At 60.8% G+C, this 22,329-nt stretch carries 19 protein-coding genes; 13 read left to right on the forward strand and 6 right to left on the reverse strand.

From position 1 onward, the window contains the following. The first annotated feature begins 146 nt into the window (after window positions 1–146). From H7C18_RS16520 to H7C18_RS16535, 4 genes are all read left to right on the forward strand, one after another. Window positions 147–674, forward strand: coding sequence for a sigma-70 family RNA polymerase sigma factor (locus H7C18_RS16520; protein ID WP_185130186.1), 528 nt, complete (start codon window positions 147–149; stop codon window positions 672–674). Next, window positions 667–2,079 carry a DUF4179 domain-containing protein gene (locus H7C18_RS16525; RefSeq protein ID WP_185130187.1) on the forward strand — a complete coding sequence of 471 codons (1,413 nt, stop codon included), beginning with the start codon at window positions 667–669 and terminating at the stop codon, window positions 2,077–2,079. Before H7C18_RS16520 ends, H7C18_RS16525 begins: the two co-directional genes overlap by 8 nt. A gap of 191 nt (window positions 2,080–2,270) precedes the next feature. After that, entirely contained in the window at window positions 2,271–4,250 is a 1,980-nt protein-coding gene (locus H7C18_RS16530) for a methyl-accepting chemotaxis protein (protein ID WP_185130188.1), read from the forward strand. A 149-nt stretch (window positions 4,251–4,399) separates the two neighbouring features. Further along, window positions 4,400–5,239, forward strand: a complete 840-nt coding sequence (locus tag H7C18_RS16535) for a sensor domain-containing protein (RefSeq protein WP_185130189.1) — start codon at window positions 4,400–4,402, stop codon at window positions 5,237–5,239. A 105-nt stretch (window positions 5,240–5,344) separates the two neighbouring features. Here H7C18_RS16535 and H7C18_RS16540 read toward each other — a convergent pair whose 3' ends face one another. The 4 genes from H7C18_RS16540 to H7C18_RS16555 all read right to left on the reverse strand — a co-directional run bounded on the left by H7C18_RS16540 (window position 5,345) and on the right by H7C18_RS16555 (window position 8,790). Next, complete coding sequence (locus tag H7C18_RS16540; RefSeq protein ID WP_185130190.1) at window positions 5,345–5,653, reverse strand: winged helix-turn-helix transcriptional regulator; 309 nt, start codon at window positions 5,651–5,653, stop codon at window positions 5,345–5,347. Window positions 5,654–5,775: 122 nt separating this feature from the next. Further along, window positions 5,776–6,768 carry a cation diffusion facilitator family transporter gene (locus tag H7C18_RS16545; protein ID WP_185130191.1) on the reverse strand — a complete coding sequence of 331 codons (993 nt, stop codon included), beginning with the start codon at window positions 6,766–6,768 and terminating at the stop codon, window positions 5,776–5,778. A 272-nt stretch (window positions 6,769–7,040) separates the two neighbouring features. Beyond that, a complete protein-coding gene (locus H7C18_RS16550; RefSeq protein ID WP_185130192.1) occupies window positions 7,041–7,856 on the reverse strand; it encodes a histidinol-phosphatase in 816 nt (271 codons plus the stop codon). Between the two features lie 28 nt (window positions 7,857–7,884). Beyond that, complete coding sequence (locus H7C18_RS16555; protein WP_185130193.1) at window positions 7,885–8,790, reverse strand: LysR family transcriptional regulator; 906 nt, start codon at window positions 8,788–8,790, stop codon at window positions 7,885–7,887. A 281-nt stretch (window positions 8,791–9,071) separates the two neighbouring features. On the opposite strand from H7C18_RS16555, the gene H7C18_RS16560 reads away from it, so the two are divergent. Both H7C18_RS16560 and H7C18_RS16565 read left to right on the forward strand, forming a co-directional pair. Then, window positions 9,072–10,658 carry an MDR family MFS transporter gene (locus H7C18_RS16560; protein ID WP_185130194.1) on the forward strand — a complete coding sequence of 529 codons (1,587 nt, stop codon included), beginning with the start codon at window positions 9,072–9,074 and terminating at the stop codon, window positions 10,656–10,658. Window positions 10,659–10,664: 6 nt separating this feature from the next. Further along, window positions 10,665–11,246, forward strand: a complete 582-nt coding sequence (locus H7C18_RS16565) for a PadR family transcriptional regulator (protein ID WP_185130195.1) — start codon at window positions 10,665–10,667, stop codon at window positions 11,244–11,246. A gap of 75 nt (window positions 11,247–11,321) precedes the next feature. Here the strand turns inward: H7C18_RS16565 and H7C18_RS16570 are convergent, their stop codons facing one another. Both H7C18_RS16570 and H7C18_RS16575 read right to left on the reverse strand, forming a co-directional pair. Continuing rightward, the gene (locus H7C18_RS16570) at window positions 11,322–12,287 is read right to left on the reverse strand and encodes an SDR family oxidoreductase (RefSeq protein ID WP_185130196.1); all 966 of its coding nucleotides are present in this window, start codon (window positions 12,285–12,287) and stop codon (window positions 11,322–11,324) included. Window positions 12,288–12,461: 174 nt separating this feature from the next. Beyond that, the gene (locus H7C18_RS16575) at window positions 12,462–13,397 is read right to left on the reverse strand and encodes an AraC family transcriptional regulator (RefSeq protein WP_185130197.1); all 936 of its coding nucleotides are present in this window, start codon (window positions 13,395–13,397) and stop codon (window positions 12,462–12,464) included. 200 nt (window positions 13,398–13,597) lie between these two features. On the opposite strand from H7C18_RS16575, the gene H7C18_RS16580 reads away from it, so the two are divergent. From H7C18_RS16580 to H7C18_RS16610, 7 genes are all read left to right on the forward strand, one after another. Beyond that, the gene (locus H7C18_RS16580) at window positions 13,598–14,893 is read left to right on the forward strand and encodes an MFS transporter (protein ID WP_238357739.1); all 1,296 of its coding nucleotides are present in this window, start codon (window positions 13,598–13,600) and stop codon (window positions 14,891–14,893) included. 256 nt (window positions 14,894–15,149) lie between these two features. Continuing rightward, entirely contained in the window at window positions 15,150–15,608 is a 459-nt protein-coding gene (locus H7C18_RS16585; protein WP_185130199.1) for a chemotaxis protein CheX, read from the forward strand. Between the two features lie 224 nt (window positions 15,609–15,832). Then, window positions 15,833–16,615 (forward strand): SDR family NAD(P)-dependent oxidoreductase, encoded by a 783-nt coding sequence (locus tag H7C18_RS16590; protein WP_185130200.1) that lies wholly within the window; start codon window positions 15,833–15,835, stop codon window positions 16,613–16,615. 14 nt (window positions 16,616–16,629) lie between these two features. Beyond that, the gene (locus tag H7C18_RS16595; RefSeq protein ID WP_185130201.1) at window positions 16,630–18,150 is read left to right on the forward strand and encodes a DEAD/DEAH box helicase; all 1,521 of its coding nucleotides are present in this window, start codon (window positions 16,630–16,632) and stop codon (window positions 18,148–18,150) included. A gap of 473 nt (window positions 18,151–18,623) precedes the next feature. Further along, window positions 18,624–19,856, forward strand: coding sequence for an S-layer homology domain-containing protein (locus H7C18_RS16600; protein WP_185130202.1), 1,233 nt, complete (start codon window positions 18,624–18,626; stop codon window positions 19,854–19,856). A 400-nt stretch (window positions 19,857–20,256) separates the two neighbouring features. Beyond that, window positions 20,257–21,033: an ABC transporter ATP-binding protein gene (locus tag H7C18_RS16605; protein ID WP_185130203.1), complete on the forward strand. Its 777-nt coding sequence runs from the start codon at window positions 20,257–20,259 to the stop codon at window positions 21,031–21,033. Next, window positions 21,026–22,288, forward strand: coding sequence for an ABC transporter permease (locus tag H7C18_RS16610; RefSeq protein WP_185130204.1), 1,263 nt, complete (start codon window positions 21,026–21,028; stop codon window positions 22,286–22,288). Before H7C18_RS16605 ends, H7C18_RS16610 begins: the two co-directional genes overlap by 8 nt. Window positions 22,289–22,329: the final 41 nt, after the last annotated feature.

A 22,329-nucleotide genomic window follows, 5' to 3' on the forward strand; every position in this document is an offset into this window, starting at 1 on the left:
CACTTCATCAGCATAGCTGAAATAGCGCGTTTTTTCAAAGATGAGCAAGAGCTCGCTTAGAGAATTTCGGAGCTGGAGAAAAATTGACAATCAACCAAAACCGTTTGGCATTGCCGGCAGTCTAATCTTGCAGAAGGAGGAGGAGCATGTCGACGGAAGAAAGGGTGGCGGCCGCATTGAAGGGCGACGACGATTCGTTCGCCGAGTTGATACGCGCCGACGACAGGCGGTTGTATCGGATCGCTTATGCGTATCTGAGGAACGAGTCCGATGCGCTGGAAGCGATCCAGGAAGCGACCTGCCGGGCTTACGTCCAACTGCGGAAGCTGAGAGAGCCGCGTTTTTTTCATACCTGGTTCATTCGGATTCTGATCCGCTGCTGCATCGACGAGCAGAAGCGGAAGAAGCGGACGGTTCCTCTATCCGATCTGCCCGAGCCGCTCGCCCGGGATTTGCGCCTGGAGGAGAAGCTGCAGCTGGATATGGGGATCGCCGGACTGAAGCCGAATTACCGGCATATTATCGTTCTGAAATATTATGAGGACATGACGCTGACCGATATCGCCAAGCTGCTCAAGAAGCCGGAAGGAACGGTCAAAACGTGGCTGAACAAAGCGCTGAAAGAGCTGCGCCTGATCTGCGGAACGGAAGGAGGCGGGAGTCGCTATGCATGATCGGAACGAAGCGGAGGCCGCATTGGAAGCCCGGATCGGCGAAGCGGTCGCGGAAGGGATCCGGAAGGGGCGACAGGCGGCGAGGGAGAATCGCAAGGCAAGGCGCATTCGGTATTCGGCGCTGGCCGGCGCGTGCGTGCTGCTGGCGGCTTGCTTGTTCTCCATTCGCATCTCGCCGGCGTTCGCGTCGATGCTTCGCGAAATCCCTGGCCTCGAGAAGTTCGTGGATTTGATCGGGAGCGGCGATCGGGGCCTTCTGGAGGCGGTCGATAACGATTTTGTGCAGCCGGTCGGCCTCTCCGACGAGCATGACGGACGAAGCTTGACGGTCCAAGGATTTATCGTGGACGAAATGCGGATGGTCATTTTCTATGAAATAAGCGGCGATCAAGACGACGGTTCTCTTCGCATTGAGTCCCCGTCGCTGGAAGACGAGAATGGGAACGACATTAAGGCAATGTACAGTTACGGAAATTACTACGGGGATCAAGAGAAAGCCGTGAAGGAGCATGGCCGGTATGTCGTCCGCGGAACGGTGGACGTCTGGCTTCAGGACGGCTTAAATTGGCCGGATGAAGCGACGCTCATCGTGCATTCCGGCCGGGCCGACCGGGAAGGGGAGACGAAATCGATGCCCGAACCGCCGAACGCCGCGGTTGGCGATGAGGATCCGACGATCGCGGTTCCCGATGACGGAGTGCCGGAATACCGGGTTCGTTTTCCTATCGACAAAACCAGGTTCGCCGACATGAAGCGGGAGTACCCGATCGCACGGACTCTCGACGTAGAAGGCCAGAAAATCACGTTCGACCGAGCCGTCGTTACGCCTCTCCGCATCGCCCTGTATCTCGATTTTGCGGCGGATAACGCTATGCAAGTGTTTGATCCCGGGGATATTCGAATCGTCGACGACAAAGGGAACGAATGGTATTCCAAAGGCGGCTGGAGCCCGGCCGACCAGTCCATTCTTTACTTCGAGAGCAACTACTTCCGGCAGCCGAAGGAGCTCTACGTGGAAGGCTCCTGGTTCCGCGCGTTGGATAAATCGAAGATGAGTATCGTCGTCGATACGGAGAAGGAGCAGATTCTGAAGGCGCCGGACGACAAGCTTACTTTGACCGCGGTGAACCGAACCGGCAGCTACACGAAGCTGACTTTCAAGCTCACAGGATTTTCCGAAGACGACAGGATGGGGTATTCCCTGGTGCAAAGTCAATTTACGGACGCTTCGGGAAAAAGCTACGACGTAGCCGCTCTTCCCTCCGGAGTTACATTCGAACCTGGAGAGCACAAGCAATATTCCTATTTTTCTTTGAACAACAACGGGTACAAACAGCCGCTGACGTTTCAAATTATCAATTACCCCAATTACATTCGCGAGCCTTACCGCGTCCGAATCTATTAGAGGACGGCGAGGCAGCCGAACAGGCCTTCGAGTTCCAGAGGTTCCCCTTCTGGCTCGAGGGTCTTTTTTCATAAGAAACGTGTCGAAATTTCCATATCTGGCCTGGGACAAAAGGAGGAAAACACGGGACGGATGTCTAATAGTCTGATGTCCATAGTAGCAGGCTCAAGTGAAAATGGGGGAGAAAACGAATGAACAGTCGTAAGCGAGGGGTTTCGCTGCGGTACCAGATCGTCGTTCTGATGATCGTCCTGCTGCTGCTTCCGCTCGGGGCCTTAGGGTGGAACTATTATCAAACGATGAGCTCGGACCTGAAAGGGATCGAACGCTCTCACGCCATGGACGTGAGCGAATCGGCGGGGAAACTGCTCGACCAGTTGGGCGAGCAGCTGTCCGGCAGCGTCATTACGAACGCGAACTGGGAGGATGCGCGAGCCGCCATGGAGAAGAAGGACGTCGCATGGCTCAAGGAGAACATGGACGTCTCGGTCGGCATTATTCCGCATGTCGATTTTATGGCCGATCTGGCCTTGGACGGGACGGTCATCAGCCAGAAGGGCGACGTCAAGGAATTCACCGGCAAGCTGGATAACGCGGAGCTTCTCTCCAAGGTGAAGGAGAAAAGCGATATTTACGGAATGGTCGAAACGTCCAAAGGGCTGGCGATCGTCGCGATGTCCATGGTGACCGACGAAGAGCGGACGAAGCCGCCGGCGGGCATTCTCCTGTTCGGACGCCTGCTGGATAGTGAAGCCCTGGCCGGCATCGGAGGGCTTTTGAACGGGGAGATGGCGCTGCGCTCCGTGGACGGCCAATTCCTGTCGACCGATCCGAAGCTGTTGACGGAAGCCGAAATGCCGGCCGCATCGGAAAAGCCGGTTTTCCGCTCCGCGAACCGGAACGGCACCCGCTACAGCGAGGTGGTCTCGCGGCAGCCGGGCATCGCGGGGCAGCCGGTGGCCGACGTCTGGACCGTTCTGCCCGCGGAAGCGAGCGCCGCCGTGAGCAAGGAGATCGGCAGGCTCAGCCTGGAGGCGGGCATTCTGGCCTGCGCGCTCATCGCGCTCATTGCGCTGGTGCTGCACCGCCGGATCGTTCTTCCGCTCAGCCGCTTCGACCGGTTCCTCCGTTCGGTGACCGACGGGAACCTGCAGGGGGATCTGGCCGGCAAGGACAGCCGGCGGAGCGACGAGATCGGATCCATCGCGTTCGCGCTCGGGGAGATGGTCCGGCACTTGAAGGCGATCATCTCCGGCGTCCGCGAGACGGCGGCGGTCGCTTCGGCTTCCGCGGCGGCGCTGTCGGAGGAAGCCGACCGCGCGGCCGAGGGGGCGCACCGCATCTCGGAGTCGATGCAGGAAGTCGCGGCGGGAGCGGAATCGCAGAAGGAGGGAATGAACCGCGGGGCGGAAGTGACCCGCGGCATCCTGGACGGGATTCTGACGATCGGGGAGCGCACCGCTTCGGTCGCTGCCGCGGCGCAGCAATCGAATCGCCAGGCCGAGCAAGGGAACGGGACCGTCCGCGGAGCGATCGGACAGATGGAGAAAATCGCCGGCACGGTCGAGACCTCGGTGCGGGAGACGCACGCGCTGGTCGAGCAGTCCGCCGCCATCGGCAAGATGGCCGAGGCGATCTCGCAGATCGCGTCGCGGACGAACATTCTCGCCCTGAACGCGAATATCGAAGCCAGCCGAGCGGGCGAGCAAGGCAAAGGTTTCGCCGTCGTCGCCGGCGAGATTCGCAAGCTGGCGCAGCAGTCCGACGAGACGGCGGCGGACATCGCCGCAATGGCGGAGCGGATCGCGGGCAGCATCGGGCATGTCGCGAGCCGCATTGACGAAGGCGACCGCGAAGTGCGGGAGGGCATGCAGCTGGTTCAGGAGGCCGGACGGGCCTTCGAGGACATCTCTTCCGGCATTGCGGGCATGGAGGAGGAGCTGCGGGAGATGGCGTCCGAAAGCCGGGAGATCGGCGTCCGGTCCGAGGAATTGGCCGCGCTCGTCGAGCAGACCGAAGCGATCTCCGAGTCGAGCGCGGAACGGTCCACGGACGTCGCCGGGATCGCCGATTCGCAGATGGGCGCGGTACGGCGCGTGGCCGATGCCATGGCGGAGCTGGCGAAGCGGATTCGGGATCTGGAAACGGCGGTCAAACGATTCCGGGAGTAAAGGGACCTTCAAGGGATAGAAGAGCGTTCCGGGTCCTGAGAGCATCCTGGCCCGAAGTCGGGGCCGTTCCCATCCTCCGGCCGCTGACGGCAAGAGACCGCGATTGTTACAATGATCTCAAGATCAGCGTAAACGGAGGATACCGCAGCATGAAAAAAACGAGCGCATATAGCGCCTGGAAAATGATGATAGCCGGTTTGCCCAGAGGGATCGCGATGTTCGTTGTCGCCGTCGTAGGAGTTTGCTTGGGGGTCCCTCTTCTGATCGTCGGGGTTGGGATTCCGATTTTGGCGGGCACGATGTCCTGGTGCGAGAAGCGGATGGCGGAAGATTCCCGCCGCTGGGGCACATGGGGACGCGGCGCGCAACGGACGCAAGGAGCACAGCGAGAGCAGCAGCAGGGCCATCGGCCGACGACCGCGCAGCGAGCCCGGGAGCTGCTGAGCGCGCTTGACGGCGAAGAAGCTTTCGCCGGCGATGAAGCGCTCGGCGGCCAGGTTGCCATCGGCAGCCCGCAGCATGAAGCCGGCTCGCCCTGGAGACAATGGCTGAGAACGTTGGCCCAACCGCGCGGCTACTTTGCGGTTTTCTACAATATCGCCCAGTTCCCGCTCAGCATCGCCTTGTTCTGTCTGTCCGTCGTGCTTCCGGCCGTCGTCTTCGGCTTGATGCTCGCGCCGGCGGCGTACAAAGTATCGTCTTACCTGTACGGCTATGAGCTGTTCCAGGACGACGTCGTGTTCAACCTGCTTCTTCCGCCGTTGTCTCCGTTTCAGCGTTCGCTCGTCGTGGCGGGAATCGGCCTGCTGCTGTTCCTGTTCCTCTCGGCGATGCTGCGTGCGTGCGGGCGGTTGTACGAAGGTTGGACGATCTTTTTCGGCGGCGGCGGCTCAAGGGCCGCGGCGACGGAACAATCGGCTCCGGGAACGGCCGGCATGCTGCCGTCGCGCGAATTCGAGCCGGAGCAGACGATGGCGCCGCTTCATTGACGCGGCAGTAAAGAATCTTAGCGAACAACAAAGGAGCCCGGAAGCATTAGCTTCCGGGCTCCTTCTTTCAAGTGCCGAGGCAAAATGCTCCCAGCCCGCCATCGATTACATCCACTTCTCTCCCCAGTTCTGGATCGAATTCGTCACATCCTCCAGAGCGTGGCCTTTCTCGGTCAATTCATATTCAATGCGCACGGGCATCTCGGGATAAACGGTTCGTTTGACGACGCCGAACGATTCCAGCTCTTTCATTCGGTCCGTCAGCATCTTGTCGCTCATATCGGGGATTTGCTCCTTGATGTCTTTGAACCGTTTGGGACCTCCCATCAACACCCGGATAATGAGTCCCGTCCACTTCTTTCCGAGCAATTCGGCGGCAGCTTCATACTTGGGGCACATCTTGGTATAGTCCATCCGGCTCACCCCCTTTCTATCATCATGATAACATATGGCATGAGCAAAAGTAAGAAACGGCGAACAATTTTTATATAACTATACAAAAGTAAGTGTGAATTGTCAATGGCACGGAAACCGGCTCAGACCGAAGGCTCCGGATTCGCTTCCGCGGCATGCTGCAGCTCTTCTTTGTGGCGCAAAAACTCGCGGCCGTATTCGCCGTGCGGATGAATGGACGCATGCTCCATCTGGATCGTCGAGTGGGTGATGCCGTATTTCTGCTCCAGCACCTCGTTCACGGCCAGAATGATGCAGAACGGTTGAATGTCCTCGCGCACGAACATGTGGGCGGTAAGGGAATAGTGGTCGGTCGAGACGGCCCACAGGTGCATCTCGTGCACGTCCTCGACGCCTTCCACCTGGCGCAGGTCGGCGCGGATATCGTCCAGCTTGAATTTCTCCGGCACCGATTCCATCAGAATCAGCACGGATTCGCGAAGAATGCGCGCGCCGCCGATAAAGATGATGACCCCGATCACCATGCTGATAAGCGGGTCGAAAAACATCAGGCCGGTGTAATAAATGACGATCGCCGATACGATGACGCCGGCCGAGCTCATCAGGTCGCCGATAAAGTGCCAGAGCGCGCTCTGCACGTTCAGGTTCTCTTCTTCGTGGTGGCTGCGGCTGAGCACGATCGTCAGCACCAGGTTGACGATGAAGCCGATCGACGCGATGACGAGCATAAGGCCGAACTTGATGTCGACCGGATGGATAAACCGGGCGATCCCTTCGATGAAAATGCCGACCGAAATGACGCACAGCGCCAGTCCGTTCAGCAGCGAAGCGATAATCTCGAAGCGCAAGTAACCGAACGTGTACTTGGCGTTGGGAGGACGGGTCGCCAGATAGATCGCCGTCATCGACAGGCCGAGCGCGATGACGTCCGAGATCATGTGGGCGGAGTCGGACAGCAACGCCAGCGAGTGAGACAGAAGGCCCCCGATCACTTCGACGACCGTAAAAAACAATGTCAAAATAAGCGTAATCCACAGGGCTCGTTTGGATGAGGATTGTTCCTTCACATGGCGAAGGTGGTGGAAATCGTACGCGGGTTTCGCGCGGTCGTTCAAAGAAGCTCACTCCTTGTCGGCAATTGCGGTTTGAATCTTATCATATCACGGCATGCTCCGCTATTGGGAGCGGAATCCGTCTGGGACGCGCTTTTTGTCATACAATTGAAATATGGATGTCACGCCGCTGTCGCACGTCCCGGTTACAATGATAAACAAGACCCCCTTTTCATATTTGGAAGGACCCTTCGGCGGTGAAGGGTCCTCTTTTTTTGGGGGCGGACGCGAAAAGAAAAACCGCCGGTCAGGTTCCGGCGGCCGAACGGGGACGGTTACAGAGGCACGACGATTTTGTTCTTTTGGCGATAATAAACCCAACGCTTGAAGCCGATCTCCTTCAGCCGGGCTTTGACGAGCTCCCAGTCGTCCCCGACCCGGGTCGAGACGTGGGCGTCGGAGCCGAACGTGACGTCCGCGCCGAAGCGGAGCGCTCGCTCGAGAATGGCGTCCGACGGGTACCAGCCGCCGACATCCTTCGTCTTGCCGCTCGTATTGATCTCGAGGGCGATATCGCGCTCGGCGACGGCTTTGAGCGCTTCGTCGATCGCGTCCTCGGCGCCCGCAATGTCGGAGAAGGCGGGGTAGTACCCCTTCATCGCGTCGATATGGCCGAGCACCTGGAACACCCCGCTATGCGCGGACTGCCGGATCAGTTCGAAATAATGCCGTTTCTCCTCCGGGTGCTTTTCGGCATCGAGCTTTTTCCAACGGTTGCGGTTGAAGATGCTGATCCCCCGCGTCTGGTGCACGGAGCCGATGACGTAATCGAACGGATATTTCTCGTAGATGGAGCGGTACAGTTCGATATGTTCGGGGAAAAAGTCCGACTCCACGCCCAGCAGCACTTCGATCCGGTCCTTATAGCGCTCCTTGAGCCGCAGCACTTCTTCGACGTAATGGGCGAATTCGCTCTTGGCCATCGCGATTCCCGGCTGGTAGTGGTCCTCTTCCCGGAAGAAGTAGGGAGAATGATCGGAGATGCCGATCGCCGTCAGGCCTCCGTCGATCGCGGCCTTGATGTAATCTTCGATCTCGCCTTCCGCGTGTCCGCACCGGTAATGGTGCGTGTGCAAGTCGAATTTGTCCATGATGGTCTCCTCCTTGGATGACGGTACGCTATTCGCTTCCGATGAATTGGTCTTCCGGCATTCCTTTGAGGTCGCTCAAAAATTTGCGCATCGCGCTGTTCTTATAGCGGCCGGACTTGGTAATGACGCCGACGGGATGGGTCGCGTTCAGTTCGGCGACGGGAATCATCTTCAGCGTTCCCTGCTTGAGCTCGCTCGAGATGGATAGCTTCGAGACGAAGGCGGCCCCCAGATTGAGCTCGACCATCCGCTTCACTTCTTCGCTGCTGCTCAGCTCCAAGGCGGGACTCGGAACCGGCAGATTGTGCTCCCGGAAAATCCGGTCGACGAACCGGCGGCCTTGCGTATCGGGAGACAGCAGAATGAGCGGAACGTCCTTCAGCATTCCGACCGTGATCCGGTCCAACGAGGCGAGCGGGTGCGCGGGGGAGACGACGAGCTCGAACGTGTCGTAGTAGAGCACCGAGGTCTCGACATGCGGGCTTCTCTCGGTCAGGTAGCCGATCCCGATGTCGACCGAGCCGTTTTCCACGCTGGCCAGCACTTGCGAAGAGGGCATGGACAGAATCGACGTCTTGATGAGCGGGAACTGGTTCTGGAAGTAAGACAGCACCCGGGGCAGGATCTGAATGGCGATGGACGTCGTCGTTCCGAGGATGATCTTGCCTTGCGGATTGTCGTCGAGATCGGACAGCTTCTGCTTCAGTTCCTCCACGATCGATAAGATGCGTTCCGCATGCTCCAGGAATACCTCTCCCCGATCGGTTAGCGTAACTGGGTGGTTGCGGTCGACCAGGACGGTCTTGAACTCGTCCTCCAGGCTCTTGATTTGCGCGGACACGGCAGGCTGAGTCAGGTTGAGCATCTCGCCCGCCTTGCGGAAACTGAGCGTCTTGGCAATGGTAAGCATCGTTTCCAACTGGCTGATGTTCAACGAACCGCCTCCTTAATCCAAAAAACTTATCGGCGTTGCGGCAAGGGATAAATTCCTTTTGTATAAGTTACCCTCATTATAGGCCATTTCGGAAAAGGGAGCAAAACAGGATAAGATACCCCCCAAGTGACACTTAGCTTCGAAGCTGACTCAGGTACTTTGCGGGGACCCCGGAAACGAGTGGAGAAAAAAAGGAAATGGGTCTTGATATTTACTCAAACTTGAGTATAATCAGGGAGCGGATAATCAAATTTGAGTATGTCCAAGGGAGAGAGAAACAGATGGATACCAAAAAAAGCAGCACCCGCCTCGTCATCGCGGGACTGCTCCTGGGACTGTTCATGGCCGCGCTCGATCAGACGATCGTGTCCACGGCCATGACGAAGATTATCGAGAAGCTCGGCGGACTCGACAAGTTCGTCTGGGTGTACTCGGCCTACATGATCGCGATGGTCGTCGCCACCCCGATCTTCGGCAAGCTGTCCGACATGTTCGGGCGCAAACGGTTTTTCCTGATGGGAATCACGCTGTTCCTGATCGGATCGATCCTGTGCGGAACGGCGCAGAACATGGATCAGCTGATCATCTACCGCGCGCTTCAAGGGATCGGCGGCGGCGCGCTGATGCCGATCGTGTTCACGATTATTTTCGACCTGTTCCCTCAAGAGAAGCGCGGCAAAATGATGGGGCTCTTCGGAGCGGTATTCGGCCTGTCGAGCGTGTTCGGTCCGATCATGGGCGCGACGATCACCGACAACATCAGCTGGCGCTGGATCTTCTACATCAACGTTCCGATCGGCGTTCTGGCGTTCGCGTTCATTCTGGCCGGCTACCACGAGTCTGCGAACCGGCGCAAGCAGGTAATCGACTGGCTGGGCGCGATTTTGCTCGCCGGAGCGATTCTGTCGCTGATGTTCGGCCTGGAGCTCGGCGGCACGGACGGCTGGGCGTGGGGCTCCTGGAAGACCGTCTCGCTGTTCGTCGCATCGGGCGCATTGCTTCTGCTCTTCCTGTGGGCGGAAGCGAAAGCCAAAGACCCGATCATCGCTCTTGGCCTGTTCAAAGGACGCCTGTTCACGAGCAGCATGATGATCAGCCTGCTGTACGGGGGCGTCATGATCGCCGCCGCGACCTACATTCCGCTGTTCATCCAAGGCGTCTTCCACAAGACGGCCACCCAGACCAGCACCGTGCTCACCCCGATGATGCTCGGCGTCGTCGTCAGCAGCCAGATCGGCGGCCGCTTCGCCACCAAGTTCAGGTTCCGCGACTCGATGGTCGCGTCCGCCCTTACGCTGCTCGTCGGGTGCGCGCTGCTCGGCTTCGCGATGGATCTGTCGACCAGCCGGCTCGTCATCACGCTGTACATGGTCGTCGTCGGTCTCGGCATGGGCATCTCGTTCTCGCTGCTCAACATCTCGACGCTCAGCTCGGTGCCTCCGCAGTATAAAGGGTCGGCGTCGTCGCTCATTACGTTCTTCCGGACGATCGGTTCGGCGGTGGGCGTCACCGTTTTCGGCGCGCTGCAGAAGGGCCATTTCCAATCCGCGGTCAAGTCGATGCCGGGCGCGAATCCGGAGATGGCGGGACAGATCAAGAGCGGCCAGGCGCTGCTCGACCCGGCTCTCCAAGCGAAGATGGGCATTCCGGCCGACGTGCTGAACACGCTGCTGACGAAGCTGGGCGACTCGATCATCTATATTTTCCAATGGTCGGTCATTCTGCCGATCGGCGCCCTGATCTTCGCCCTCCTTATGGGCAAAGCCCGTCTACCGGCCCCGCAAGCGGCCGCTCCGGGCGGCGGCGGCGGATCGCATGGCGGAGGAGACGCGGCGAAAAAGCCCGAGCCGTCTTTTCAGCGGAGCTGACGCGCCATGTCCATGAAGATGATGGTGCTCGGCCTGCTGATGGAGTATGACCGCCATCCGTACGACATGAGGCAGGCCATCAATGACCGCAATTGGAACTATGCATTCAAATTGAGGGACGGCTCGCTTTATTACGCGGTCGATCAGCTTCGCGAGAGCGGGCTGATCGAAGCTTCGGAAGTGGTGCCCGTTCCCGGGGAGCATCGGCCGGACAAGACGATTTACCGCATTACGGAAGCCGGCCGCGAGAAGTTCCTGGAGCTGTTCTATGCGCAGTTGGAGCAGAGCGCCTATCCGCAGCATCCGATGATGATGGCGATGCCTTTCTTGAGGCACGCCAATCAGGAGCGGATCGCGGAGATCGCCGAGCGCCAACTGGAAGCTTGCCGGAAGCGAATCGAGAAGATGGAAGCCAAGCTTCAGGAACGCGGGAATATCATGCCCAGCAGTTCGAAGCGCATGCTGGACGGCATGATTCTGTATGGCCGGGCAGAGTTGGCGTGGCTTACGGATACGCTGGAAGAGGCGCGCTCCGGCCGCTTCGCCGAAGAGCGCGGTCCCGACGGCAAGTGGCGAAAGATCGACTAGCATACGGAGTAGTACAGGGAGGCGATTCTTCCGGCACGAGCGGGTGCCGGAGGAATCGTCTTTTGGCGTGCGGAATTAACTTTCGAAGTAATGACCTTGCTCGATATCCTCCATCAGCGCAGGTTGTACGGGCCGCCATCCCAATCGCTCCTGAGTCAAAGCGCTCGACACCGGGTTGTCGGTCGATGCGAACGTTCCGAGCCAGCCGAAGTGCGAACCTGCTTTATCGACGCCTATGCCGGCCACGGGCAAGTTCAAGCGGCGGCCGATGACGCCGGCGATATCGCGAAAGGGAACGCCTTCGTCTGCCACCGCATGAAGGCGCGATCCGGCCGGAGCTTTCTCCAGGGCGAGCCTGAACAGGTTTGCCGCATCGAGGCGATGCACGGCGGGCCAGCGGTTGGCCCCGGCTCCTACGTAGGCGGAGATGCCCTTCTTGCGAGCAATGCCGATCAGGCTGGGGAATAAGCCATGCTTATCGTCATGGCTGTGCACGAGCGGGGGGATGCGCACGATCGAGGAGCGAATTCCCCGTTTGGCTAACGCCAGCGTCGCTGCTTCCGAAGGGATGCGCAGTTTTCCTGCGGATGTAGGATCGGGCGCGTCGTCTTCCGTTCCGAGCCGGTTCGGCGCGAGGGTCATGGTCGGCATGGCGACGACAAGAGCGCGGTCGCGCCCCGCGAGCGCGGCGCCGAGCGTCTCGACGGCGCGCCGGTCCGTCTCGACGGCCGCCGTCATGAATCTCAATGCCGCATGGCGCGGGCTGCCCCCGAGCAAAATCCGAAGGCGAGTGGAGAGACTCGCATGGGAGAACTTGTGGAAAAAGGCCGTATGAATAACGCCGTCCGCGTCGGCGGCGCCCCTACTCAGGCATTCCGGGTTCTCGATCGAACCCACACGTGCCTGGGCCCCTGCGGCCATGAGCCGATTGGCCGCCTCTTCGGAACGAACAAGACCGACGACCTGATGCCCTGCTTCGATAAGCTCGCGAACAATCGCCGATCCAATGAACCCGGACGCCCCGGTGACAAATACGCGCATAGGATGTCCTCCTCTTTCAGTCGAGTAACTAGGCTTAGTATAGAAAGAATCCTGCCTGGATCTTTGCCACTTCCGGGCAACTTCTTGTCTGATTCAACGGAATGCGATCCGGCCCTGACGGCGGAAAAAGAAAACCCGCCAAGCCCTAGGGCCGCGGGTGCGAGGATCTGCCGGTCATGGTTGACGCCATCTGGCGATATCCCTGCTTGGAGGGTTGCCGAAAAAACGGCTGTAATCCCGGCTGAACTGGGAATCGCTCACGTACCCTACCAGCCGGCATGCCCTCGTTGCGTCCGTTTGGCCGGACAGCATCAAACGCCTGGCTTCTTGAAGGCGCAGCGCTTTCTGGTACTGCAAAGGACTCATCGCCGTGACGGACTTGAAATGCTCGCGAAACGTCGTCTCGCTCATATGGACCATTTCGGCCAACTCCGCGACCTTGAACGGTTGGGAGAAATGGCTCCGGAGCCAGTCGATCGCTTTCGCGACGCGCTGCACGCCGGAGTCCGCGAATCCAGTCTCGGCAAGGTATACGCCGATGGGGCTGCGCAGGAGCCGAATCAAAATCTCTTCCGCCACGAGAGGGGCAAGCCATTTGGCATCGCCGGGATCGGACAGGCAGCGGACCAGTCTGGCCACGGCATTGATCGTATCCGGATCGGCGTCCGTGACATAACCCGCCCTTCTGTTGCGAACCGTCGGCAATCCCTGCGGATACACCTTCAGGACCGATTCGGCGGTCTTTTGCGGGTCGAGAAGCAGCCCCACGCCCAAAAACGGATCGGAAGGGCCGGCCTGAACGGTCTGCATGGTTACCGGCAAGGCAACGGGGGTAACGAAAATTCGCGCCCCGCCGTACTCATAGATCTCCTGGCCTACCTTAACGATCTTTTTCCCTTGCGCGGCAATGCCGACAGCGGGCGAATAGATCGTATGGAAGCTATCTGCAACGTCTATTTGCGAATACCGATTGAGGTACAACCCGGGGATGCGACCGCCAAAAGCCCCGTCATGCGGAGTATGAGCGTCGATCAGGCTTGCCAACCGGGCTGTCTCCCGTTCGATCGGTTCTGCGGCTTTGCCCGCCGAATGCTCATGGAACGTCCTCATCGTTACGATACAACTCCTAAGTGTTTCTTGTTGCTTATACCATAACACACGGCCCTTTCCTTCGAAATCCCCGTCGGTCAGGACGCTTTTCGAAAGCCGAAAAGAACATTAAATCCGTGTAAACTTTCCTCCGGCGGACAGGAAACGTCCCGTCGTCGTCGAAATGAATGGTCACAACCACTACGCGAGGAGAGTTTCCTTTGCAGGACGATAAAAAATCGGTGCGCGCCTGGATCTGGTACGATTGGGCGAATTCCGCGTTCGCCACTACGATCATGGCGGCGGTCATGCCGACCTTTTACGGCAGCGTCGCGGCAGCCGGCGTGAAGGGGGCCAGCTCCTATTGGGGCTTCACCCAGACGATCGCGGCAGTGCTCGTGGCCGTTCTGTCGCCGTTGCTCGGCGCGATCGCGGACCAGGCGGGCGCCAAGAAGAAGTTCCTCCGCGTCTTCTCCTGGATCGGCGCGCTCGCATGCGCCGCCATGCTCGGCATCGGCGAGGGCGACTGGCTGCTCGCTTCCATTCTCGTCATCATCGGGATGATCGGCTTCGGGACGGGAAGCGCGTTCTACGATGCGCTGCTCAACGATGTCGTCCCGCCGGCCCGGCGGGAGACCGTCAGCGCGCAAGGGTATGCGATGGGCTACCTGGGCGGAGGAATTCTGCTCGCGCTCGACCTCGCGATCATCCTGAAGCCGGAGCTGTTCGGCATCCCGGACACCGCCACGGCATCGCGAATCTCCTTCTTCTCGGTAGCCGTTTGGTGGATCGTGTTTTCGCTGCCGCTGTTCCGCCATGTGACCGAGCCCGGGCGAACGGATGGCGTCCGCACCAAGGCGGCGGAGCTTGTCAAAGAAGGCGCGGCAAGACTGAAGGACACGCTGTTCGGCATTCGGCGCTATCCCGAGCTGTTCAAGTTCATGCTCGCCTACTGGTTCTTCTTCGACGGGATCAACACGGTCATCGTCATGGCGACAAGCTACGGAACCGACATCGGCATCGGCCAAAGCCAATTGATCGGCGCCCTCCTCATCACCCAGATCGTCGGCTTTCCCGCGACCTGGCTGTTCGGCCGCCTCGCGAACCGGATCGGCGGGAAAACGATGCTGTACGCTTCGCTCGCGACGTACCTGGTCATCGTCGTGCTCGGCTACTTCATGACGACGGCGCTGCATTTCTTCGCGCTGGCGATTCTGGTCGGCCTCGTCCAGGGCGGCGCCCAATCGACGTCCCGGGCGATTTACAGCCGAATGATTCCGCCCGGCCGCACGGCCGAATTCAACGGCTTCCTCAGCTTCTCCAGCCGCTTCTTCTCGCTGCTGGGCCCGCTCGTCTTCGGCGTCGTAGGGCTCGCGACCGGGTCCAGCCGGCCGGCGCTGCTGGCGATCGCCGCGTTTTTCGTGATCGGCATCGCGCTTCTGACCCTCGTCGATCTCGACAAGGGCCGAGCGGAAGCCATCTCTTCCACGGGGCAGGAGACGGCGCTTCCTTTCTGATTTTTTACCCTCTGTTTTTTCTTTGTCTCTCGGTAAATATGCCTAGCGATTGGGCACTTCGGATCAGTCGGGCGACGAAATGGAGTCATATTTCGACATTTCGTCCCCCATTCAACGGCGTTATTAATCCGTAGGTCCCACAATTTGTCCAAAAAAAGGTATACTTGCTCCTAGGAATTAAGTATAATGGAGGTAACGCATACCGGATAGCAAGTTCCGGGAGTTTCAGATTAAGCTTAGGGGGCGCCGTTCCGACATGAAGGCAGAATACATCAACCCGTTTTTGGAGTCCGCGCGCAACGTTATCGAGCAAATGGTGCAGATCAGGCCCAGCACCGGCCAGCTGGCGATCAAGGACATCCAGCTCATCGATCACTACGTCTGGATTGAGATTGGAATGAGCGGCCAGATGAGCGGGAACATCGTATTCGGATTGAGCGAATCCGTCGCATTGAAGATGATATCGGCGATGATGGGGGGCTTCGTCATAACGGAGATCGACGAGATGGGCAAGAGCGCGATCTCTGAACTCGGCAACATGATCAGCGGCAATGCCAGCACGCTGCTGTACAACCAGGGCGTTCAAGTCGATATTACGCCGCCCCGCGTCCTTCACGCCGATATCGCCAGGGATTTGAAGACGGGCAAGGCATTGGCCGTTCCGCTGATCATGGACGGAATCGGCGAGATGGAGATTCAAGTGCTGATTGCATAACGCGATCGACAGCCGGTCGGATTTGCGAATCGGCCGCGCCGCCATTATACTGAGGATGAACGGAGCCCCGGAAGGGGCTCTTTGCATGATGCGAATACGGTGCGGAACGGACAGGACCGTCAGAACCATGGGTTTGACGGATTTTGATGCCTTCCGGAAGCTGCGTGCGCTGAAAGTCCCGGCTGAGAGCGGGACTTCGGCGGGAAGGAACGGAGGGATCGGCCGTGAAAGCGACGCTGAAAGGGCGTGTCGTTCTGATCACCGGCGCGTCGAGCGGAATCGGCGCCGAAACCGCGGCGCTGCTTGCCGAACGGGGCGCCGTGCCGGTGCTGGCCGCGCGATCCGCGGACAAGCTTCGTGACGCGGCCGCCCGGATTCGCGGGGAGCATCTGACGGTGCCGATGGACGTCGCCGACGACGAGTCGGTAGCCGAAGGGGTGCGGCGCGCGGAAGAGAAGTACGGGCGAATCGACGTGCTGGTAAACAATGCGGGCTACGGAGAGTTCGTCCCGTTCGAACGGACGACGGTCTCGCAATTTCAGGGGATGATGGACGTCAACCTGATGGGAGCCGTCCGCTGCGTCAAGGCGGTGCTGCCGCGAATGGCGGCGGCGCGTTCCGGCCACATTGTCAACGTGGCGTCGATCGCAGGCAAGATCGGCACGGCGAAAACGACGGCCTACTCGGCGTCCAAGCACGCGCTGCTCGGCTTCACGAGCGCGCTCCGGCAGGAGTGCAAAGGTATGGGCATCGTCGTGTCGGCGATCAACCCCGGTCCGATCGACACGCCGTTCTTCGATCGGGCGGATCCGGACGGCACGTACGTGCGGAATCTGGGCCGCTTCATGCTGAAGCCCGAGCAAGTCGCGCGGGCGATCGTCGGGGTGATCGAGCGGCCGAGGCCGGAGAAGGATCTGCCGTTTGTCGCCTCGGTCGGCGCGCGGCTGTTCCAGGTTTTCCCGGCAATGGCGGACAGGCTGCTCGCCGGGCTGTTGAATAAGAAGTAAGGAGGCTTATGCCGATGACGGAACATAGGCGAACGGAGGCGGACGACGGCGAAGAGAGGACGGCGGCGGAGCGGGATCCAGAGCCGGCAGGCGGGAACGGATTCGCATCGCTCGGCTTGGACGAGCGGCTTCTCCATAAGCTCGCCGAGGCGGGCATCGCCAGCCCGACCGCGGTGCAGGCGGACGCGATTCCGGCGCTGCTGGCCGGACGGGACGGCGTGCTGAGATCGGCGACCGGTACGGGCAAGACGCTGGCGTACGTGCTGCCGCTTCTGCAGCGGATCGAACCGTCGGCTCGCGAGACGCAGGCGGTCGTATTGGCGCCGACGCAGGAGCTGGCGATGCAGATCGTGCGCGTGGCGGAAGCGTACGGGGAACCGCTCGGCATTCGGACGGTCGCGCTGATCGGAGGAGCGGCACTTTCCCGGCAGCTGGAGCGGATGAAGCGGCGCCCGCAGCTCGTCATCGGGACGCCTGGCCGCGTCCGCGAAGTCGCTTCGCTGAAAAAGCTGCCTCTCCATACGGTAAGGACGGTCGTCGTCGACGAGACCGACCGGGTATTCTCTCTCGGAGGCAAGGCCGACGTAGAGGGCATCCTGCGCGGAGCGGCCCACGGCCGGCAGACGGTATTCGTCTCCGCGACGCGCTCGGACGCGATGCGGGAGGCGGAGGAGCGCTGGCTGCGCGATCCGTGGGAGAACGAAGCGGAGGCGGCGGGAAGCGGGCTTTCGCCCGGAATCGAGCATTGGTGCTTCGTCTGCGATCGCCGCAACAAGATCGATCTGGTGCGAAGGCTCGTCCGCCATCTGAAGCCGGCGGGAGCGCTTCTGTTCGTCAACGACATCGAGAAGATCGGCGAGCTCCTCGCCAAGCTGCGCTACGAAGGATTCGCGGTCGAAGCGCTGTATGGCGACACGCCCGGCCGGGAACGCGGCGAGGTCATGCGGAAGTTCCGCCAGGGCCGGGTGAAGCTGCTGATCGCGACGGACGTCGCCGCCAGAGGACTGGACGTGCCGGGCTTGCCGCTGGTGGTGCAGTTCGAACCCGCCCTCGACGCCGATCATTACGTGCACCGGGCGGGGCGGACGGGAAGAATGGGGCGCGAGGGCGTATCGATCACGCTGATCGAGCCCCGCGAGCGCTTTATCGCGGCCAAGCTCGGGAAGCAGCTCGGGATCGAACTGGCCGAGAAAAGCTTGCGCGAAGGGCAAGTGGTGGACGCCGGGCAGCAGCCCGCCGGGCCGGCCGCGCGCGGAACCGGCGCGGCGGCTTCGGCTCCGAAGGCCCAAGCGCGAACGGCGCCGGAGCGGAAGCCGCCGGTTGCGGGACGCCCCGGCACTCCGCCGGAGCGAACCGACCGGCGCGGCGCCGAGGGGAGCGCGCCGGCTCGCCGGGCCGCCTCCCCGGCCGCTGCCCAGCCGGCTCGCCCGGCCAAGGGCAAGGCCGAGCGCAAGCGCGATACCAAAGACAAGGGAGCGCCCCGCTGGCTCAAGGAGAAGCGCAAGCAAAGCGGCGCTTCCGAGACCGAGACGTAAAACCGTATCTCCCTCCAGAAAAGGGCATCGCCGTCCGAGGACGGCGATGCCCTTTTCTTCGTACGATGCTTTTTCCGCCGGCAGCTGATCCGCTTCTTTCTTATATCGGTTGCAGAGAGAGCGCCGGAGTCCCGCCGATGACATTTCCCATGAGTCCCAATCCGGGTCGGTTCACGCTTCCTGCACTGTAAAAAAGGGCCGGAAAGCGCCCCGATGCGGGGCGGGTTGCGCCGACTCATCGGCGGCGACAAGCCGCGATGCCTGAGATCTTCGGATAGTTCCCTGCCGCGAGATTGGGTCCTGCACCTCTCTGTCGATCCGGATTAGGGAATAGAGGCATGCTTTTGTGCGACTTCGGTCGCAATTTCGTACGGGTACCCCAAAACCCGCGCCCCTTCCCGTCGAAGGCTGTGGTTAGACGGCGGCCGAAGGACGAGTGCCCCGCACATCTGGAAGAGGAGCGTGTATGAACAATGACATTTGCAACCAAGAAAGACCGGAAGCGGACAAACCCGGTATGGAAGCGCGCGACCGTCGCGACCATGGCTGCGGCGATGCTGGTCGGCGGTGCTTCCGGGGCGTTCGCGGACAGCAAAGGGCATGGGAACGGCAACGCGCAGGGCCATTCGCAAGAAGCGAAGGCAAAAGGCAAAATCGAGCTCAACCTGAATTTCTCCGATCTGAAGGAGAACGATTGGAAGTGGGCTTACGAGCATATCATTCGCCTGGCTTCCAAGCAGGTTTTCAATGGCTATGAGGACGGCAGCTTCAAGCCGGCCAACAGCATCAAGCGCATCGAGGCGATCGTGGCGGCGGTCCGCCTGCTCGGATTGAAGGACGAAGCCGAGTCGGACGCCAACATGAACGCCCAGTTGAACTTCAAGGATTTCGATCAGATCAAGAAAAAGTACCCGTGGGCGGTCGGCTACCTGAAGGTGGCGCTGGAAAACGATCTGTTCGCGGAGGGCGATACGTCCGTGCAGCCGGACAAGCCGGCCGACCGGCTGTGGGCGACCGTTCTGCTCGTCAAGGCGCTGAAGCTGGACGGCGAGGCGAAGACGAAGATGGATGCGCAGCTCACCTTCAAGGATGAGGATAAAATTCCGGCCGGCTCCGTCGGTTACGTGGCCGAAGCGCTGGACAAAGGGCTGATCACCGGCTATTCGAACAACACGTTCCAGCCGAACAAGCCGGTTACCCGCGCCGAGTTGGCCGCATTGCTGGACCGGGCGGACGGACAAATGCCGGACAGCCCGGATTCGCAGGCAATCAACGGTTCCGTCGTCTCGTTGTCCGGAAGCTCGCTGAGCGTCAAGAAGTCGGACGGAACGACCGTGGCGCTGACGCTGGATCCGAACGTGTTCGTGTTCCGCGGCGACAGGAAAGTCGCGGCTTCCGCTCTTGTTAGCGGGGACCAGGTGCTCGTTCGCACCTACGAGGGCAACGTCGTGTTCATCGAAGTGACCCAAGCGGCGACGGCTCCCGTGACGACCACGGATACCGGCACGGTCAGCTACTATACCCTGAACTCGAATCAGCTGGCCACGCTGACGTTGTCCAAGGTCGGAAGCGACGGCACGTCCCAATCCGTTCTGTATAACGTGGCGGACAACGTCGTCGTCACCGGCGGCAACCTGGCTCAGAATCAGACGGTCACGGTCACGATCACCAACAACGTGGTCACCGGCATCGCCATCCAGTCCTAAACGTTTTTGGACGGACGAGCCGGACATACATGGCGAAGGCGGACTGCCGGGGTTCCCCCATCCTCGGCGGTCCGCCTTCGCTCATTTAGGCCGGCGTTCCTGCATGGCTAACCTCGCCCTAAACCTCACTCGACCTGCACATCTTACGTCTCGCCGCAAGCCTCCGTTAACCGATTATTTCGGCCATCTCCGCCAGTATGTCTCGCCGCGAGCCTTTATTAACCGTTTTTTTCGGCTATCTCTGGCTGCTTCCCCTGCCGTAGGCCTTCGTTAAGCTCATTTTTCGGTTATCCGCTCTCCTCCGTTCTTCTTGATTGCGGTTCATGCTTTGCTTTGTGCCCGTCCGGCCGCTGATCTATAATGGTACCATGAAGGTTACGAGAGAAAGGGGGAGGTCGGCATGACGCCGACGCAATCTTCGGTTCCGGCGCTGGAGATCGACCGGTTGACCGGAGGGTACAGCCAGCGCAGGCCGGTGCTGCACGAGATCAGCTTCAAGGTGATGCCGGGGGAGATGACCGGCCTGATCGGCTTGAACGGGGCGGGCAAAAGTACGGCCATCAAGCATATTCTCGGCCTGATGCTGCCTCATTCCGGGGAAGTGAAGGTGGCGGGCGTCAGGCTGAGCGAAGACCGCGCCAAATTTCGGGCGTCTTGCTCTTACGTTCCCGAGCAGCCGACTTTGTTCCCGAACCTCACGGTGGCCGAGCATCTGAGATGGACCGCCATGGCGTACGGTTTGGACGAGGGAGAAGCCGACCGGCGGGCGGCCGGGCTCGCCGAGACGTTCCGGATGGAGAAGGCGATGGGGCAATTGCCGGACACGCTCTCCAAAGGGATGAAGCAGAAGGTCATGCTGATGAACGCTTTGCTCGTCTCGCCTCCGCTGCTCATTATCGACGAGCCGTTTCTCGGACTTGATCCGTTGGCGACGCGCGCTCTGTTGGAAGCGTTGGAGGAAGCCCGCAGGAGAGAGTGCGCCATCCTTCTCTGCTCCCACATTCTCCCCGCTTTGGAGCGTCGGGCGGACCATTTGGTCGTGCTGCATCAGGGCAAAATCATCGCCTCCGGCACGCCTGACCAGGTGAAGGAGGCCGCCGGCGGGCAGCCGACGCTGGACGACGCCTTCGAAGCGTTGGTGCTGAACGCCGAACGAGGGGGACGTCCCGTTGGCTGAGCCTGTCCGGTCTCGCTCCTCCGAGCTTCGGAAGCAGCGCGCGGACCGCGCTTCCGCGTTTCGCGGAGAGATGGTCCCTTATTTCCGCTATGTCCTGCAAAGCGGATTCGGCCTCGTGCTGTCCGCCTGCGCTTTTTTTCTGGTTACCGGTTATATTCGGCTGCTGGACCGAATGCCCGACCATTGGCCGGCCGACGTCGTCGGCGTTGCCGTACTGGCGCTCGCTTGCTGGTATACGCCGCTAAGGACGTATTTTCAGCCGGCCGATACCGTCTTTACCGTTCCGTTGGAACGGGAGATGCTGGCCACGGTGATCGGCCCGCAGGTACGGCGATCCTACATCGTCTCCGCGGTCAAAATGTTGGTGCTGTTCGCCGCGTTTGCGCCGCTGTATGCGACGGCTCCCGTTACCGCAGCCGCCGCCGACGGGCGTTCGCTGACGCTTCTCGGCCTCGCGCTCGCGCTGCTCGGCGCTTGGAACGCCTTCGCCGCCTGGCAGGAGCGCCGGCTCGCCGACGCGGCATGGCGAACCGGATTGGCCTGGGCTCGTCGGCTGCTCGTCATCCCGATCGTCTGGGCTCTGCTGCTGAAGCCGTTCATCCTGGCCGTCGGATTCGCGCTGCTCTGCGCCGCGGCGCTCACGCTGCCCGTCCGCCTGCAGATCCGCCACGAACTGCCTTGGGACCGGTTGATCGCGGAGGAAGGGTCAACCCGCCGCGGGTGGATCCGATTCCTCGGCTGGTTCGTCGACGTCCCTTCAGCGGCGGCGCGGCCGTCGAAACGCCGCTGGATCGTCTGGGCCGCGGACTTGCTGCCGCGCCGGCAAGCTTCCGCCTGGCGCTACTTGTACGCCAAAACGCTGCTTAGAAGCGAGTCGTTCGGCGCCTTCTGGAGATGGAACGCGCTGCTGATCGTCATTTTGCTCTGGACGGGGCAGCCGATCATCGATCTGATCGCCTACGCCATGGCCGTTTTCGTCGGCAGCCTGCAGTTGACCGAGCTCGGCCGCATCCGCTTCGCCGAGAACGCGTCGGCGGTGCCGCTTGATCCGCAGGGGCGCCGTCCCGCCGCCGCCGCGGTCGCCCGGACGGCGGGACTGACCGCCGTCCTTCTGCTCTGGCTGGCGGCGGCTCTGCCCGCCCGGCCGTTCGATACGGCGACGTGGCTGATCGCGCTCGCCGCCGGACTGCTCTGGGCCGGCTGGCTGATTCCCCGCCGGCTGGGCAAGGCACCCGCGGACGAAGACGACGATTGATGGTCGTCCGCCCGCAACCGCCAAAAAAGCTGCGAACGGAT

Source organism: Cohnella zeiphila (assembly GCF_014212055.1).
Classification (GTDB): domain Bacteria; phylum Bacillota; class Bacilli; order Paenibacillales; family Paenibacillaceae; genus Cohnella; species Cohnella zeiphila.